Here is a 13,259-nt window from a genome sequence, read left to right as displayed (position 1 = left end):
AGAGCGGCCCTTTGCGGTCGCTTTCGCTAGAGATCCCGAACTACCGCCACCGATGAGTTTCAACCGCTCCGACTATCGTATCGTGTGTGCAAGTGATGTCAGCGGCGACCGGGACGGTATCGGCGTCGAAATCTCGCGCAACGAGGACCTGCTGATCGAGATCTTTCGAGACGATACCAAACGGAGAAGGGAAATCACCACCTTCTCCAATCACTTCTCCTTGGACGAGATGGAAGGATTCGTCCAAATCTTCAAGGATGAGATCCCTTGGGATTTTATTGAAGATCGATAGCTAGAGCAGACTAAGCAGTATCGGGAATCCCCCGCTCTCTGACCTCCCGATTGACGGAACCGCCCGTTTCTGCTAATCCTTGAAAGTCCCGACGGGTTCTTTCGCCCCTCCGGTCCGGCGGCCCTTCTTCTGGGGCTCCCGGGTGGTTCCAAGCTCCGGCACCATTGCAACAGCACGGACGGATACACTCCGCCTTTAAAAGATGGACCGGGCGGTCAATACGGTCCTGGGCGATGCCCCCTCATTCCTCACGCTGCCATCATAGGCCGCATGGGGGTAAGGGGGCTTATGGATCGGAGAAGGCATTGGATTCAGGAAGAATCTCCTTGGGCGCGCCGGAACAACGGACGGCCCCCCTGGGACCGCGGAGGCACCCGCCCCGCAGAATGGTTCCCGGCAGCCGTGACCATCTCGCGGCTCTCATCGAAAGCGCCGCTCCGATTCTCCCGCTCCACCTCAACACACCGCAACCAAGGACCACCCTGCGGGACAGGTGCCTCCGCGGTCCCAAGGGTGGCATCCCCCGAAACGGGACACGCCCGGTAACGCTTCCCCCACCTTGACGCTTGGCCAACAACATCCTACCCTCACCCATGGACTATCGGGACCGTATCACGATTGACCCGGGCATCCGCAGTGGCAAGCCCTGCATCCGCGGGACCCGGATCACCGTCTCCGACGTGTTCGATTATCTCGGAAGCGGAGCGACCGTCCCGGAGCTGCTCGACGATTTCCCCGACCTCTCCGCAGACGATGTGCAGGCCTGCTTCGCCTTTGCCGCGGATCGCGACCGCCGCCTGAGTGTTCTCCCGCATGAAGCTGCTTTTTGACGAGAATCTCTCGCCGAAACTGCCGGAGCAGTTGGCGACGTTTTTCCCCGGCAGCATCCATGTCCGCGAGTGCGGCTTGCTTGGACGACCGGATGACGAAGTTTGGGAGTATCCCGCGCGAACGGCTTCACGATCATTTCAAAAGACTCCGACTTCAGCAACGGAGCCTTCTCCACGGGCCACCACCGAAGATCGTCTGGCTACGGACCGGCAACTGCACAAGAACTCATCTGCTTCACCTCATCGTCTCCAGCGAGCGCGAAATCCGGGCCTTCGGTAACCCCATGGCTTCAGTCCTCGTGCTTTCCTGAATGACACCTCAAGGCGCGGGCTGAAGCTCTCCGAAACGCTTCACGCACTCCAGATACACTGCGCGGGGAAAACGGATCGAGGGGATGGCGAACCACTCGACCTGAGTTCCCACGTCGGAGGGATCGGGGGAGCGCGTTCGGTCTAGGCCGAGTCGCTCCCACACGACATCCTCCCCCGTCGCGCTGACCTCTGCGATGACGAGGGTGCAGGAAAAATCGAGATCGTCCGGACAAACCAGAAGCGGCACGAGTTGCGTCTCCCCGACCCTTGGAAACATCCGCTCGCGGACGATTTCCCGCTCGGCATCCTCATTCAACCAGCCAAGCCATGCCGGGACCAAGCCCTCCAAATCCCCTGCCGGCACTTGGCGATGCAGCCATTCCTGGATCGGCTCGCCATTCACCCACAGGTTGAGATGGGGACTGTCACAGAACTTCGAGCGGTACTCTGCAGCCCGGATCATGGCTTGGATTCTCCCCACCCCGCCGGCAACCACAAGTTCCCCTGACGATATTTGCCCTTTCCGTCACGTTCCACGGCCTCATCCTGCCGCCTCCATGACGTGCGACTTCCTGGTGATCGGCGCAGGCATTGCCGGTCTCTCCTTTGCGATCCGGGCGGCGGCCCATGGCTCCGTGATTGTCCTGACCAAGGGCGGCGTCTTCGATTCGAATACCGCGTGGGCCCAGGGCGGGGTCGCCTCGGTGCTGCCGGAGGGCTTCCGCGATGACGGCGATACCGTGGAACTCCACATCGCCGATACGCTCGATGCCGGTGCCGGGCTGTGCAAGGAGGACGCCGTGCGCACCATCGTCGCGCAGGGTGCCGCGACCATCGACGACCTGACCGGGCATGGCGTGAACTTCGACCGGCACGACGGCCACTTCGCCTTGGGCAAGGAGGGCGGCCATTCGAAGCGCCGGATCCTCCACGCCCGCGACACCACCGGCCGGGAGATCGCGGAGTCCTTGGTCGAGGTCGCCCGCAAGACGCCGAACCTGACCCTCCTCGAAGACCACTTCACCGTCGACCTGATCACCACCGGCAAGCTCGGCATGGTCACGGAGGACCGCGTGATGGGTGCCTACGTGCTTGAGAAGAAGACCGGCGAGGTGAAGATCTTCCGCTCCGACCGCGTGCTGCTGGCCACCGGCGGCTGCGGCAAGGTCTACCTCTACACCACCAACCCCGATTCCTCGACCGGCGATGGCGTGGCGATGGCCTGGCGCGCGGGGGCCAGCGTGGCGAACATGGAGTTCATCCAGTTTCACCCGACCTGCTTCTACAACCCCGCGGCGGTCGGCGCGGAAGCCCGCTCCTTCCTGGTCAGCGAGGCGGTCCGCGGCGAGGGCGGGATCCTGATCAATGCCCGCGGCGAGGACTTCACCAAGAAGGTCGATCCGCGCGGCTCGCTCGCCCCGCGCGACATCGTGGCCCGCGCCATCGACCGCGAGATCAAGCGCACCGGCGCGCCTTGCGTGTTTCTGGACGTGACCCACAAGCCCGCGGGCTTCATGCGTGAGCGCTTCCCCTTCATTTACGAGAAGCTCCTGGCCTTCGGGCTGGATTGCGAAAAACAGCCGATTCCGGTGGTCCCGGCGGCGCACTACCAGTGCGGCGGCGTGGTCGCGGACGTGAATGGCAAGACCACCATCCGCGGCCTCTACGCCGTCGGCGAGGTCGCCTGCACCGGCCTCCACGGGGCCAATCGCCTGGCATCGAATTCACTGCTGGAGGGCAACGTGATGGCCCGCCGCGCGCTCGACGACATCCTGCTCCACTATGGCCTGGAGAAGCACTCCGACGGAGTGGTTGATATTCCGGGCTGGCACCACGGCGACGTCACCGCGCCTGACGAGTTGGTGGTCATCTACCACAACTGGGACGAGCTCCGCCGCCTGATGTGGGACTACGTTTCCATCGTCCGGACCGACAACCGGCTGCGCCGGGCAGCCACGCGATTGCGTAATTTAAAAAAGGAGGTGCGGGAGTTTTACTGGGGGCACCGCGTTACCGCTGACATTCTTGAGTTGCGCAACCTCGTTGCAGTCGCTTCTCTCGTCGTCGACTGCGCGTTACGACGCAGGGAATCCAGGGGCCTCCACTACACCTTGGACTACCCTGGCACCGACGAAAGATTTCTCAGGGATACCGTCCTGCGGCGGTTTTAAAAAGCAAACGAAAGATGGGAAGATCCGGGAACAAAGACGGAAAAAGCATGCCGGCCCGCTCGCGGTCCGGTGGCCTCGTCTTCCTCTCGCTGCTCGCCCTGCCCCTGTTTGCCACGGCCCAGACGGCCACCACTTCGAACGCGCTGCCACGGGTGGTGATCCCGACCTCGAACCGCCCGACCGCCCCGGTCCGGCCGGTCAACCAGGCCCAGGGCATTCTCTACCCTTGGCGGCAGAACATCACCGCCACGGTCTTCTGGATCGGGGAGTCCCCTTCCCAGAACAACCCGACCCCGAACGACAAGTCCTCCTGGGACCAGCAGTGGGCGAACAATTTCGGCGGTTACGACGACCCCGAGCCTGCCGCACGCGTGGCCGACCACCGCAACGGGGACTTCCGCCCGAAGGGCTTCACCCCGCGCCTCAATCCATTCTACATCGCCCTGCCCTACAATGACGTGGCCGGCTGGGCTGTCCACAAGTCCGAGGCCGCCAAGGTGATCCCGTGGTTCAACCGCGTGAATCCCGCGCCGGGCAAGACGGTCCTGAAAGGCCGCTGGCTCCAGATCTACAACGGCAAGCGCACCTGCTACGCCCAGTGGGAAGACTGCGGCCCATGGGTCACGGATGACTGGGAATACGTCTTCCAAGGCAAGCCGCCGAAGAACCGCTCCAATCAGGAAGCCGCCATCGATATCTCGCCTGCGATCCGCGATTACCTCGACCTCCAGTCCGGCCAGAAGTGCCACTGGCGCTTCGTGGAAGCCGCGCAGGTCCCCTACGGCCCGTGGAAAAAATACGGGCAAACGGGCGCTGGCGGAGCCAGCACCGAGACCGACGCCCAGAAGCGCTACTTGGAATACCTCCGCAAGTTGCGCGACGAGCAATATCAGAAGAAGACCAAGACGCAGATGGAGAACGGCGGCTAAAGCTGCGCCCCGACTCTCCCCATCGCGGCCCGGTTTCCCCGACTCCCCTGCCTGCCGTGATCCCCCGCCTCATCCCCCTCCTCGTCCTTTCGTGCACGCTCGCCCGCGGCACGGAAATTTTCGTCCCGGACATCGCCGCCAATGCCGCCCGTCCGTGGCCCGGCAAGGATTTCTGGGCGAATCCGGGGGAGGATTGGATGGTCTCCAAGGGCCGTCTCGAAAACACCTTCTCCGGCGGCAACCGGAGTGTCGTGCTGCTGACCGCGGCAGTGGCCCCGAAGCCGGGCCCGTTCACGGCCCGCGTGAGGCTGGACCAGATCTCCTACGAGCTCTTCGGACAGGGTTTCGCCGGCTTCCAGATCGGGCTTAAGGGAACGGGCAACGACTACCGGGATGCGGCCATCTCCGGCAGCGGCTTCACGGCTGGAATCGATTTCACCGGGCGACCCTTCATCGGCACGATCAAGGGCGAAGGCGCGCCTCTGCCATTGCCCATGCAAGGGCTGGTCCTCGAATTCAAAGCCGAGGGTGCCGAGACCGGAAGCTACGACCTGAGCCTGCTGGTGCAGGATGAAACCGGCAAGATCCTCGCCAGCGCCCGCACCAAGGCCGACGCGACCTGGCTGCCGGGCCTGATTTCGTTGACGACTTCGACGCAAACGCCGCCCGCTGTCGATCTCACTGCCAAACGGCCTGCGGAGGTTCCCGCCCTGACGCAGACCCGCGAAGGCGAAGGCCGCTTCGCCTTCTCCGGCCTCGAGTTGGTGGGGGACAAACTGGAGTTGCACCCGGAGCGGGCTCTCGGACCGATCCTTTGGACCACCTACACCTTCGACAATGACGGGACGCTTTGCCTGCTGACCCAAGCGGTTCCTTTTGCCCGCAACGAGCGGATCGAGGCGGAACTGATCCTGGCCGGGCGGGATCCCCAGAAGGCGACGATGGATGCCGCCTCGCGGACGGTGCGCTTCCGGATGCTCAAGCTCGATCCCGCCAAGGACCATCCTTACGAAGTGAAGCTCGGCGGTGATTCCTTCAAGGGCACGGTGCGCGCGGCAGCGGCGGGCAGGCCCCTGAAAGTGGCCAGCTTGGCTTGCAACGGCGGCGCGGGATTTCCATCCGGCGATCTGGTCGCCAATGTCCAAGCCCACTCGCCCGACTTCATCGCTTTTCTCGGCGACCAGGTCGGCGAGGCCAGCGGCGGCTACGGCATCCTCTACGACCAGCGCCCCAACGACCGGACCATCCTCTGCTACCTCCGCAAGTATGCGCTCCACGGCTGGGCCTGGCGGGATGTGCTGAGGAATACGCCCTCCGTCACCCTGCCGGATGGCGGCGATGCCTTCCAAGGCAAGCTCTGGGGTGCCGCAGGCAAGCCGGCCGATGTCAGCAAGGGCTACGGTGGTGCCGCCCGGGAAACGGGCGGCTACCAGATGTCGCCGGAGTTCGTGAACGCCGTCCATCGCAGCCAGACCGGGAACCTGCCCGACCCCGGTGATCCTTCGCCTTGCCGCAGCGGGATCAGCGTGTTCTTCACCCGCCTCGCCTGGGGGCCGCTCGATTTCGTGATCCTGGCGGACCGCCAATTCAAATCGGCCCCGAAGCCCCTCTTCCCGCAGGCGGCGATTCAGGACGGCTGGCCTGCCAACGAAGGCTGGGACCCCAAGACCGCGGTTGTGGCCGACAGCGACTTGCTCGGGATCCGCCAAGAGAACTTCCTGGCCCGCTGGGTGAAATCGCCGGCGAAGGGCGCGAAATTTCGCATCGCCCTGACCCAGGCGCCCTTCTGTGCCGCGGAGACGCTGCCGGCGGGTGCCAGCGACGATCGCGGCCTGCCGGACCTCCGGATCTATCCGGCCGGGCAATACCCGCCCGACGATGTCCCGAAGCCCGACTTCGACAGCAACGGATGGCCCCAGGCACCGCGCCTGAAGGCTCTCCGGCTCCTCGCCGAGGCCCATGCCGTGCACCTCTGCGGCGACCGCCACCTCGGCGGCACCGGTCAATACGGCCTCAGCAGCTGGGGCGAGGGTCCGTGGTGGGTCAGCTCACCCTCGATCACGAATTCCCTGCCGCGGCGCTGGATGCCCGCGGAGGAAGGCAAGCGCCGCCGTGCCGGTGATCCACGCTGGACGGGAGATTTTGAAGACGCCTTCGGCAGCCTGATCACGATCCACGCGGTGGCGAATCCGCGGGAACTCAATCGCCAGCCGGCCGAGGACTTCAACCGCGCGACCGGTTACACGATCACGTCGTGGGAGCCTTCCGGTCGGGTGAGGATCGAGAATTGGCCGGCTTGGGCTTCGCCGGCGAAACCGGCACCGGACAACAGGCCCTTCGAGGGCTGGCCGATCACCATTGATCCGGCGAGCGGGAAGCGGGTGGATTGATCCAGATTGGCGACGGCCGCGGCGTAGCCGCCGTGGAATGCGTGCAGCCCGCTGCGAGGGGCGCTGTAAAGGCGAAGCACGGGGTGTGGCGAGCCGCGAACGGAGCGTGGGATGCGGAACTCTCAGGTGCTTCACGGCAGCAGGCTGCCTGCCTACAGCGGCAGCGGGCTGCCGCAGTCCACGGTCGCTACGCGACTTTCGATCCGTGCCATTCTGGCCCCATACAAAAAGGCGACCCGGAGGCCGCCTTTTCAAAAGTCTTCTGCGGGAAGATCTTACTTCACCCCCTGCTTCGAGAGGCGGGTGCCCTTGGTCGCACCCTGGCGGGCTTTGAACTTCGGGTTGGTCTTGCAGATCACGTACAGCGTGCCCTTGCGCTTCACGACTTGGCAGTCGGCATGGCGGCGCTTGGCAGAAGAGAGTGAGGAAAGAACTTTCATGGGAAAATGGCGTTGCGGTGCGGGCCGCGGAAATTACGGAACCCGGCGGGCATGTAAAGCCGATTCTCGCGCGAAAAATCGTGTTCATCCGGGCAGCGCCATGGTCTTACTCTGCGCGCGCCCCGGATGAGCGAGAACTTCTACCAGAAAACCACCGCCGCCCCGACCACGTCCTTCGACGTCTCGCTCCGCCCGCCGGTCTTCGCCGAGTTCATCGGGCAGGAGAAGGTCAAGGACCGCCTGCTGCTGATGGTCGAAGCCGCCCGCCGCCGCAGCGACGTGCTCGACCACGTGCTGCTGTCCGGCCCGCCCGGCCTCGGCAAGACCACGCTGGCCAACATCATCGCGCGCGCCACCGGCTCGCAGCTTCACGTCACCTCCGGCCCGCAGATCGAGAAGGCCGGGGACTTGGCCGGGGTGCTCACCAACTTGCAGAAGGGCGATGTCCTGTTCATCGACGAGATCCACCGCCTCCACCCGGCGATCGAGGAATACCTCTACCCGGCGATGGAGGACTTCCGGCTCGATATCATCATCGATTCCGGCCCTTCCGCGCGCTCGATCCAGCTCAACCTGCCGCGCTTCACGCTGGTGGGGGCGACCACCCGCTCCGGCATGCTGACCGCGCCGCTGCGCTCGCGCTTCGGGCTGGTGAACCGTCTCGATTACTACACGCAGGCGGAACTCGCGCAGATCATCGAGCGCTCCGCCGGGCTGCTGGACATCCCGATCGTTCACGAAGGTGCCATGGAGATCGCCGCGCGTTCCCGCGGCACGCCGCGCGTGGCCAATGCGCTGCTGCGCTGGGTCCGCGACTACGCCCAGGTGAAGGGCGACGGCAACATCAACGGCCCGGTCGCGGATGCCGCGCTGGCGATGATCGAGATCGATGCGCAGGGCCTCGATGAAATGGACAAGCGGATCCTCGAGGCGATGATCTACAAGTTCAACGGCGGCCCGGTCGGCGTTGGTTCGCTGGCGGTGGCCGTTGGCGAGGACGGTGCGACCATCGAGGAAGTGCACGAGCCTTTCCTGATCCTGCAGGGCTTCCTCCAGCGCACGCCCCGCGGCCGCATCGCCCTGCCGGCGGCCTACGCCAAGATCGGGGCGACGATGCCGCCGCCCACCGACGGGCAGCCGAGCCTTTTCTGAATCGTCCGAAACGGACTTTGGAAAAGGTGAAGCCGCCGGCCGGTTAGGCTTCATGTCGCTTTTTCCACGCGACGCCGGGCCGCTTTGCATACACGTTTGACTTGCCAAACCCACAACCCCTCCCCCGGAACGTTCCCCGGGGGGCTTTTTTTAACCCGAGCCCTGCATGAACCCGACCCGCTCCGCAACGCGGAGACTAGCCCTGCTTGTCCTGATGGCCGGCATTGCGACCGGCCTATCCTCCGCGGCCACGCCGAAGGCTTGGTTCAAGGCGGACTCGCTGGCCGGGGCGGACGGGACATCGGTCTTTCAATGGGGCGATTCCAGCAACAATGGCAATCTGGCCCAAGCCAGCAGCGCGCCGACGCTCGACCTCGATGCCCTCGGCGGCCTGCCGGTGGTTCACTTCGGCGGCAGCCAGTCGATGGTCTTCCCGCGACCGGTGCAGGATGACTTCACGATCATGGTGCTCTTCCGCAGCGACGGCGGCGGCATCGGCACCTCGAACGAGTTCTACAACGGGGCGGGCATCGTCAGCGGCGAGGCGGCCGGCTTCGTCAACGACTTCGGCATCAGCATGCGTGGCAACGGCCGCTTGCTAGCGGGCACCGGGAATCCCGATACCCATCTCACCAGCAGCGTTGGCGGCCCCTTCTACAACGATAACAGCCCGCACATTCTGACCTTCACCCGCTCCCGCAGCGGCGGCGGGCAGATCAAGCTCTACGTTGATCGCGTGGAACGGGATGGCGATTTTGGCAATACCCAGTCGCTCAGCGTGCCCTCCCAGCTCGCGATCGGAGCGCAGCCGGGACCTTACAATTTCCTGATCGGCGACATCGCGGAGATCGTCGTTTACGAGGGCGTTCTCGGGTCCGCGGAGCAACTGGTCCACGAAGACGCCCTGCGCGGCAAATACGCGCTGGCGAACGGCACCGCGCCGCTGCTGCCGCTGGGCGTGGCGGCTGCCGGAGCGCATATCTCCTGGCAGGAGTCGCTGGGCGCGCGGACTTACAAGGTCTATCGCTCGAATGCCGCGAACGGCAGCTTCACCGAGATCGCGGCGAACCTGAGCGCGACCCAATTCAACGACCCCTCCCCGCTGCCCGGCGTGGCGAATTTCTACAAGGTCATGGCTGTGAATGGAGCGGGCTCGAGCGCCTTCTCCGACACCGTGGAAGCGATCTCCCCGGTGCTGCCCGCGAACGGCCCGGTCCTCATCAACGAGATCCACTACAACGGTCGTAGCAACGCCGTGCACAGCGACTTCGTGGAGCTCTACAACTTCAGCGCCAGCCCCGCGAATCTCGACGGCTGGTCGCTGAGCGGCGGGATCGACTTCAGCTTTCCGCCGGGCACGACGATTCCCGCGGGCGGCTTCCTGGTGGTCGCGGAGGATCCCTTCACGATCCAGAACTTGTGGGGCACGACCGCGCTCGGTCCTTACGAGAAGGCGCTGAGTTCGGAGGGCGAGACGATCCGCCTGCGCGATGCCGCGGACGAGATCGTGGCCGAAGTCACCTACCGCGCCGGCTTCCCATGGCCCTGCGCGGCAAATGGCGAAGGAGCTTCCGCGGAGTTGGTGAATCCGAACCTGGATGCGACCAAGGGCAGCTCGTGGCGGTCCTCGGTGGTGCCTGCCTTCGGACAGACCGGCGAGGTGGCGTCGCCCGGCGCGCAGAACAAGCAGTTCGCGCTGAATCCCGCGCCGAATATCGAGCAGGTCGCGCACTCCCCGCAGCAACCGGGATCCGGCACGCCGATCACGGTGACGGCGCGACCCTCCGATGCGGACGGGCTGGCGAGCGTGCAACTTTCCTATCAAGCGGTCCTGCCCGGCAGCCACATTCCTGCCTATCTGCCGCTGCCGATCGTGAATCACCAGATCGACGCCAGCCAGCCGCGCCCGGCCAACCCGGCCTTCGAGAATCCGGCCAACTGGACCACCGTGGCGATGAACGACAGCGGCACGAATGGTGACGCAGTCGCGGGTGACGGCCTCTACTCTGCAACGATCCCGGCCCAGGCGAACCGCACCCTGCTGCGCTACCGCGTGACCGCGACCGACAGCTTGGGGGCCTCGGTCCGCGCGCCCTTCGCCGATGACGAGTCGAAGAACTTCGCCTGCTTCGTCTACAATGGCGTGCCCGCTTACCAACGCGTGCCCGCCGCGACGCTGACCAGGCTGCCGACCTACCATTTCCTGACGCGCAAGGCCGACTACGACCAGTGCGTGGCCTACAACAATGCCGACCAGCTCACCGGCAATACCCCCGGCTGGACCTTCGAGAACTGGGAGGCGACCCTGGTCTTCGATGGCGTGGTTTACGACCACATCAAGTATCGCCTGCACGGCGGCAACGGCCGCTATTACTTCACGAGCAAGCGCTCCTTCCGCTTCTTCTTCAACGAGGGCTACGACTTCCAGAACCGCGACGAGGATGGCAAGCTGAGCCCGACGAAGTGGAACAGCCTGACCACCGAGAACGGTTGGGAAAACCGTGGCACGCTGACTTACTCGCTCAACGAGCGGATCAACTTCCACCTGTGGCAGAAGATCGGCATCCCGGCGCCTAACAGTAACTGGGGTCACTTCCGCACGATCACCACCGCCGCCGAGCAGGCCGATGCCTTCCACGGCGATTTCTGGGGCCTGATCTTCATCCACGAGGACTACGACGCGCGCTTCCTGGACTCCCACGGGCTGGAGAAGGGCAACCTTTACAAGCTCACCCGCGATGCCGTGGACGGCGCAACCCAGCAGCGCTATCAGGCACCGGATGCGGTGACCGACGGTTCCGATCACTACAACATCTTCGCCAATCTCACGCCGGACAAGGACGACGCCTTCATCCGCCGCTACGTGAATGTCAGAAAGTGGTCGACCTACCATGCGCTCTGCCAGGCGATCCGGCACTACGACTACTGGCCGACCGGTGACAACAACGGGGCCTACTACTTCGAGCCCGACTACACCGACCAGAGCTCCGATTTCCCGGGTAAGCTGTGGATCCTGCCGAACGACACCGACGCGACCTGGGGCCCGACCTGGAATGAGGGTAAGGACCGGGTCTACTCCGCGATCTTCGATTCACCCGCGAATGCCGGGCTCTATCCGGAGTATTTCAATGCCGTGCGCGAGCTGCGCGACCTGCTGTGGCGACCGGAGCAGATCGATCCGGTGCTGGGTGAATTCGCTGCGGTGATCTCGCCCTTCATTGCCGCGGACTCGCTGCGCTGGAAGACCGCTCCGGCGGAGGCTGGGAACTACAGCGGCTTGGGCGGGGCGGGCATGACCTCGCTCCCCGCGCTGGTGCAGGACATGAAGAACTTCGCCTGGGCCGGGGGCTGGTGGCCCGATCAGCCGGTGGGTTCCGGCGGTCGTGCGGCCTTCCTGGACAACCTGCAGCTCGGCATTTCTAACAGCGAGGGCTCGACCATTCCATTCACGCCAACCCTCAGCTACCTGGGGCCGGAGGGCTACCCGATCACCGGCCTGAACTTCCGCTCGAGCGCCTTCAGCGATCCGCAGGGCGCGGGGCAATTCGCCGCGATGCAATGGCGCATCGCCGAGGTCACCGATCCGACCGCCCCGGCCTACGATCCGGCGGACAAGTTCAAGCTGGAGTGGACGGCGGCCTACGACTACGGTCCGCGGACCCCCTTCGCCAGCGACTTCACTTTCTCCGGCGGCATTTGCTCGACCGGCCACGCCTACCGTGTCCGCGTCCGCCACCAGGACATCACCGGCCGCTGGAGCCACTGGTCGCAACCGCTGCAATTCATCGCCGGCGCGAACCCGGACGACATTCCCCTGGTCGTGAGCGAGCTGCTCTACAAGCCCCACGATCCGACCCAAGCGGAGATCGATGCCGGCTTCGACGATCAGGAGATGTTCGAGTATCTTGAGTTCCGGAATGTCGGGAGCGAGACGATCCATCTGGACGATGCCTATTTCGACAAGGGCCTGACCTACACCTTCCCCGGCGGCAGTTCGCTGCCCCCCGGGGCGGCGGGACTGCTGGTCTCGAATCCCGCGGCCTTCGCCTTCCGCTACGGTCCCGGTCGGACGATCTTGGGAACCTACGGCGGGAATCTCTCCAATTCGGGGGAGCAGATCCTGCTGCTCTCGGTCCATGAGGTCCCACTAATCGATTTCGCCTACGACGACGAAGCGCCGTGGCCGACGGCCGCGGATAGCGATGGGCATAGCCTGGTCCTCATCGATCCCGCTTCCCGCCCCGGGCTTGGCCTGGATACGAATTGGCGCGCCAGCAGACGCCCCGGCGGCGCTCCCGGGGCGTGGGATTCCTACACTTACGAATCCTGGGCCCAGGAGCACGGAGTCAGTGGCGGCGCCTCCGACGACGAGGACGACGACGGTCTCGCGAACGGCTTGGAATACGCCTTGGTCACCGATCCGCTCGCCTTTAGCCCCCTGCCCGTCGGCCAGATCCAGACGCTGGTCGGGGAAAATGGGGAGGCCCCTTACCTGACCATCGGTTTCCGCCGCTTGGTCGATGCGGAGGATCTGAACTACCACGTCCAGTATTCGGGCGATTGCAGCATCTGGGACGAAAACGCGGTGAGGGTCAGCCAGACCGAGCACTTTGACGGCACCCTCACCGAGACTTGGCGGGCACCCGTCCCGGCCATGGCCACGGGCGGTTTCATGCGGGTGAAGACGACGCCTTGAGGGGACCCTTTTCTTCCCCCGGATTTCCGTTTCTCATTCGCGCTTCC

General features: G+C 64.8%; 10 protein-coding genes and 1 pseudogene. 9 read left to right on the top strand and 2 right to left on the bottom strand.

What is annotated here, in order from left to right; all coding sequences use genetic code 11:
* The first annotated feature begins 52 nt into the window (after positions 1 to 52).
* From ABWK72_RS24350 to ABWK72_RS24335, 4 genes and pseudogenes are all read left to right on the top strand, one after another.
* On the top strand, positions 53 to 292 hold the full coding sequence (locus ABWK72_RS24350) for a hypothetical protein (RefSeq protein ID WP_367872177.1): 240 nt from the start codon (positions 53 to 55) through the stop codon (positions 290 to 292).
* A 593-nt stretch (positions 293 to 885) separates the two neighbouring features.
* Positions 886 to 1,122, top strand: coding sequence for a DUF433 domain-containing protein (locus tag ABWK72_RS24345; RefSeq protein WP_367872176.1), 237 nt, complete (start codon positions 886 to 888; stop codon positions 1,120 to 1,122).
* A pseudogene (locus ABWK72_RS24340) lies at positions 1,106 to 1,174 on the top strand (hypothetical protein); the annotation flags it as partial. The gene ABWK72_RS24345 and the pseudogene ABWK72_RS24340, both read left to right, overlap by 17 nt.
* Positions 1,175 to 1,181: 7 nt before the next feature.
* Complete coding sequence (locus ABWK72_RS24335) at positions 1,182 to 1,433, top strand: DUF5615 family PIN-like protein (RefSeq protein WP_367875377.1); 252 nt, start codon at positions 1,182 to 1,184, stop codon at positions 1,431 to 1,433.
* A gap of 8 nt (positions 1,434 to 1,441) precedes the next feature.
* Here the strand turns inward: ABWK72_RS24335 and ABWK72_RS24330 are convergent, their stop codons facing one another.
* The gene (locus tag ABWK72_RS24330) at positions 1,442 to 1,897 is read right to left on the bottom strand and encodes a hypothetical protein (protein ID WP_367872175.1); all 456 of its coding nucleotides are present in this window, start codon (positions 1,895 to 1,897) and stop codon (positions 1,442 to 1,444) included.
* Between the two features lie 94 nt (positions 1,898 to 1,991).
* Between ABWK72_RS24330 and nadB the strand changes: the two genes are divergently transcribed.
* The 3 genes from nadB to ABWK72_RS24315 are packed head-to-tail and all read left to right on the top strand — an operon-like array spanning position 1,992 to position 6,924.
* Positions 1,992 to 3,605, top strand: coding sequence for an L-aspartate oxidase (gene nadB / locus ABWK72_RS24325; protein ID WP_367872174.1), 1,614 nt, complete (start codon positions 1,992 to 1,994; stop codon positions 3,603 to 3,605).
* A gap of 47 nt (positions 3,606 to 3,652) precedes the next feature.
* Positions 3,653 to 4,534 carry a hypothetical protein gene (locus ABWK72_RS24320; protein ID WP_367872173.1) on the top strand — a complete coding sequence of 294 codons (882 nt, stop codon included), beginning with the start codon at positions 3,653 to 3,655 and terminating at the stop codon, positions 4,532 to 4,534.
* A 56-nt stretch (positions 4,535 to 4,590) separates the two neighbouring features.
* Complete coding sequence (locus ABWK72_RS24315; RefSeq protein WP_367872172.1) at positions 4,591 to 6,924, top strand: hypothetical protein; 2,334 nt, start codon at positions 4,591 to 4,593, stop codon at positions 6,922 to 6,924.
* Between the two features lie 275 nt (positions 6,925 to 7,199).
* On the opposite strand, the gene ykgO is transcribed toward ABWK72_RS24315, so the two are convergent.
* Positions 7,200 to 7,364 (bottom strand): type B 50S ribosomal protein L36, encoded by a 165-nt coding sequence (ykgO, locus tag ABWK72_RS24310; RefSeq protein WP_075091026.1) that lies wholly within the window; start codon positions 7,362 to 7,364, stop codon positions 7,200 to 7,202.
* A gap of 126 nt (positions 7,365 to 7,490) precedes the next feature.
* Between ykgO and ruvB the strand changes: the two genes are divergently transcribed.
* Together ruvB and ABWK72_RS24300 are read left to right on the top strand one after the other, a co-directional pair.
* Positions 7,491 to 8,516, top strand: a complete 1,026-nt coding sequence (gene ruvB, locus ABWK72_RS24305; protein ID WP_367872171.1) for a Holliday junction branch migration DNA helicase RuvB — start codon at positions 7,491 to 7,493, stop codon at positions 8,514 to 8,516.
* 166 nt (positions 8,517 to 8,682) lie between these two features.
* Positions 8,683 to 13,212 (top strand): lamin tail domain-containing protein, encoded by a 4,530-nt coding sequence (locus ABWK72_RS24300; RefSeq protein ID WP_367872170.1) that lies wholly within the window; start codon positions 8,683 to 8,685, stop codon positions 13,210 to 13,212.
* Positions 13,213 to 13,259: the final 47 nt, after the last annotated feature.

The sequence above is a fragment of the Luteolibacter sp. Populi genome (genome assembly GCF_040801775.1).
GTDB lineage: Bacteria > Verrucomicrobiota > Verrucomicrobiia > Verrucomicrobiales > Akkermansiaceae > Haloferula.
This window is presented reverse-complemented; position numbering and strand designations above follow the sequence as displayed.

Excerpts from the sequence above, each read along its gene's own strand:
- ABWK72_RS24335 (WP_367875377.1), top strand. The coding sequence starts at position 1,182 with ATGTCCGCGAGTGCGGCTTGCTTGGACGACCGGATGACGAAGTTTGGG.
- ABWK72_RS24300 (WP_367872170.1), top strand. The coding sequence starts at position 8,683 with ATGAACCCGACCCGCTCCGCAACGCGGAGACTAGCCCTGCTTGTCCTG.
- ruvB (WP_367872171.1), top strand. The coding sequence starts at position 7,491 with ATGAGCGAGAACTTCTACCAGAAAACCACCGCCGCCCCGACCACGTCC.
- ABWK72_RS24345 (WP_367872176.1), top strand. The coding sequence starts at position 886 with ATGGACTATCGGGACCGTATCACGATTGACCCGGGCATCCGCAGTGGC.
- ABWK72_RS24350 (WP_367872177.1), top strand. The coding sequence starts at position 53 with ATGAGTTTCAACCGCTCCGACTATCGTATCGTGTGTGCAAGTGATGTC.
- ABWK72_RS24330 (WP_367872175.1), bottom strand. The coding sequence starts at position 1,897 with ATGATCCGGGCTGCAGAGTACCGCTCGAAGTTCTGTGACAGTCCCCAT.
- ABWK72_RS24320 (WP_367872173.1), top strand. The coding sequence starts at position 3,653 with ATGCCGGCCCGCTCGCGGTCCGGTGGCCTCGTCTTCCTCTCGCTGCTC.
- nadB (WP_367872174.1), top strand. The coding sequence starts at position 1,992 with ATGACGTGCGACTTCCTGGTGATCGGCGCAGGCATTGCCGGTCTCTCC.
- ykgO (WP_075091026.1), bottom strand. The coding sequence starts at position 7,364 with ATGAAAGTTCTTTCCTCACTCTCTTCTGCCAAGCGCCGCCATGCCGAC.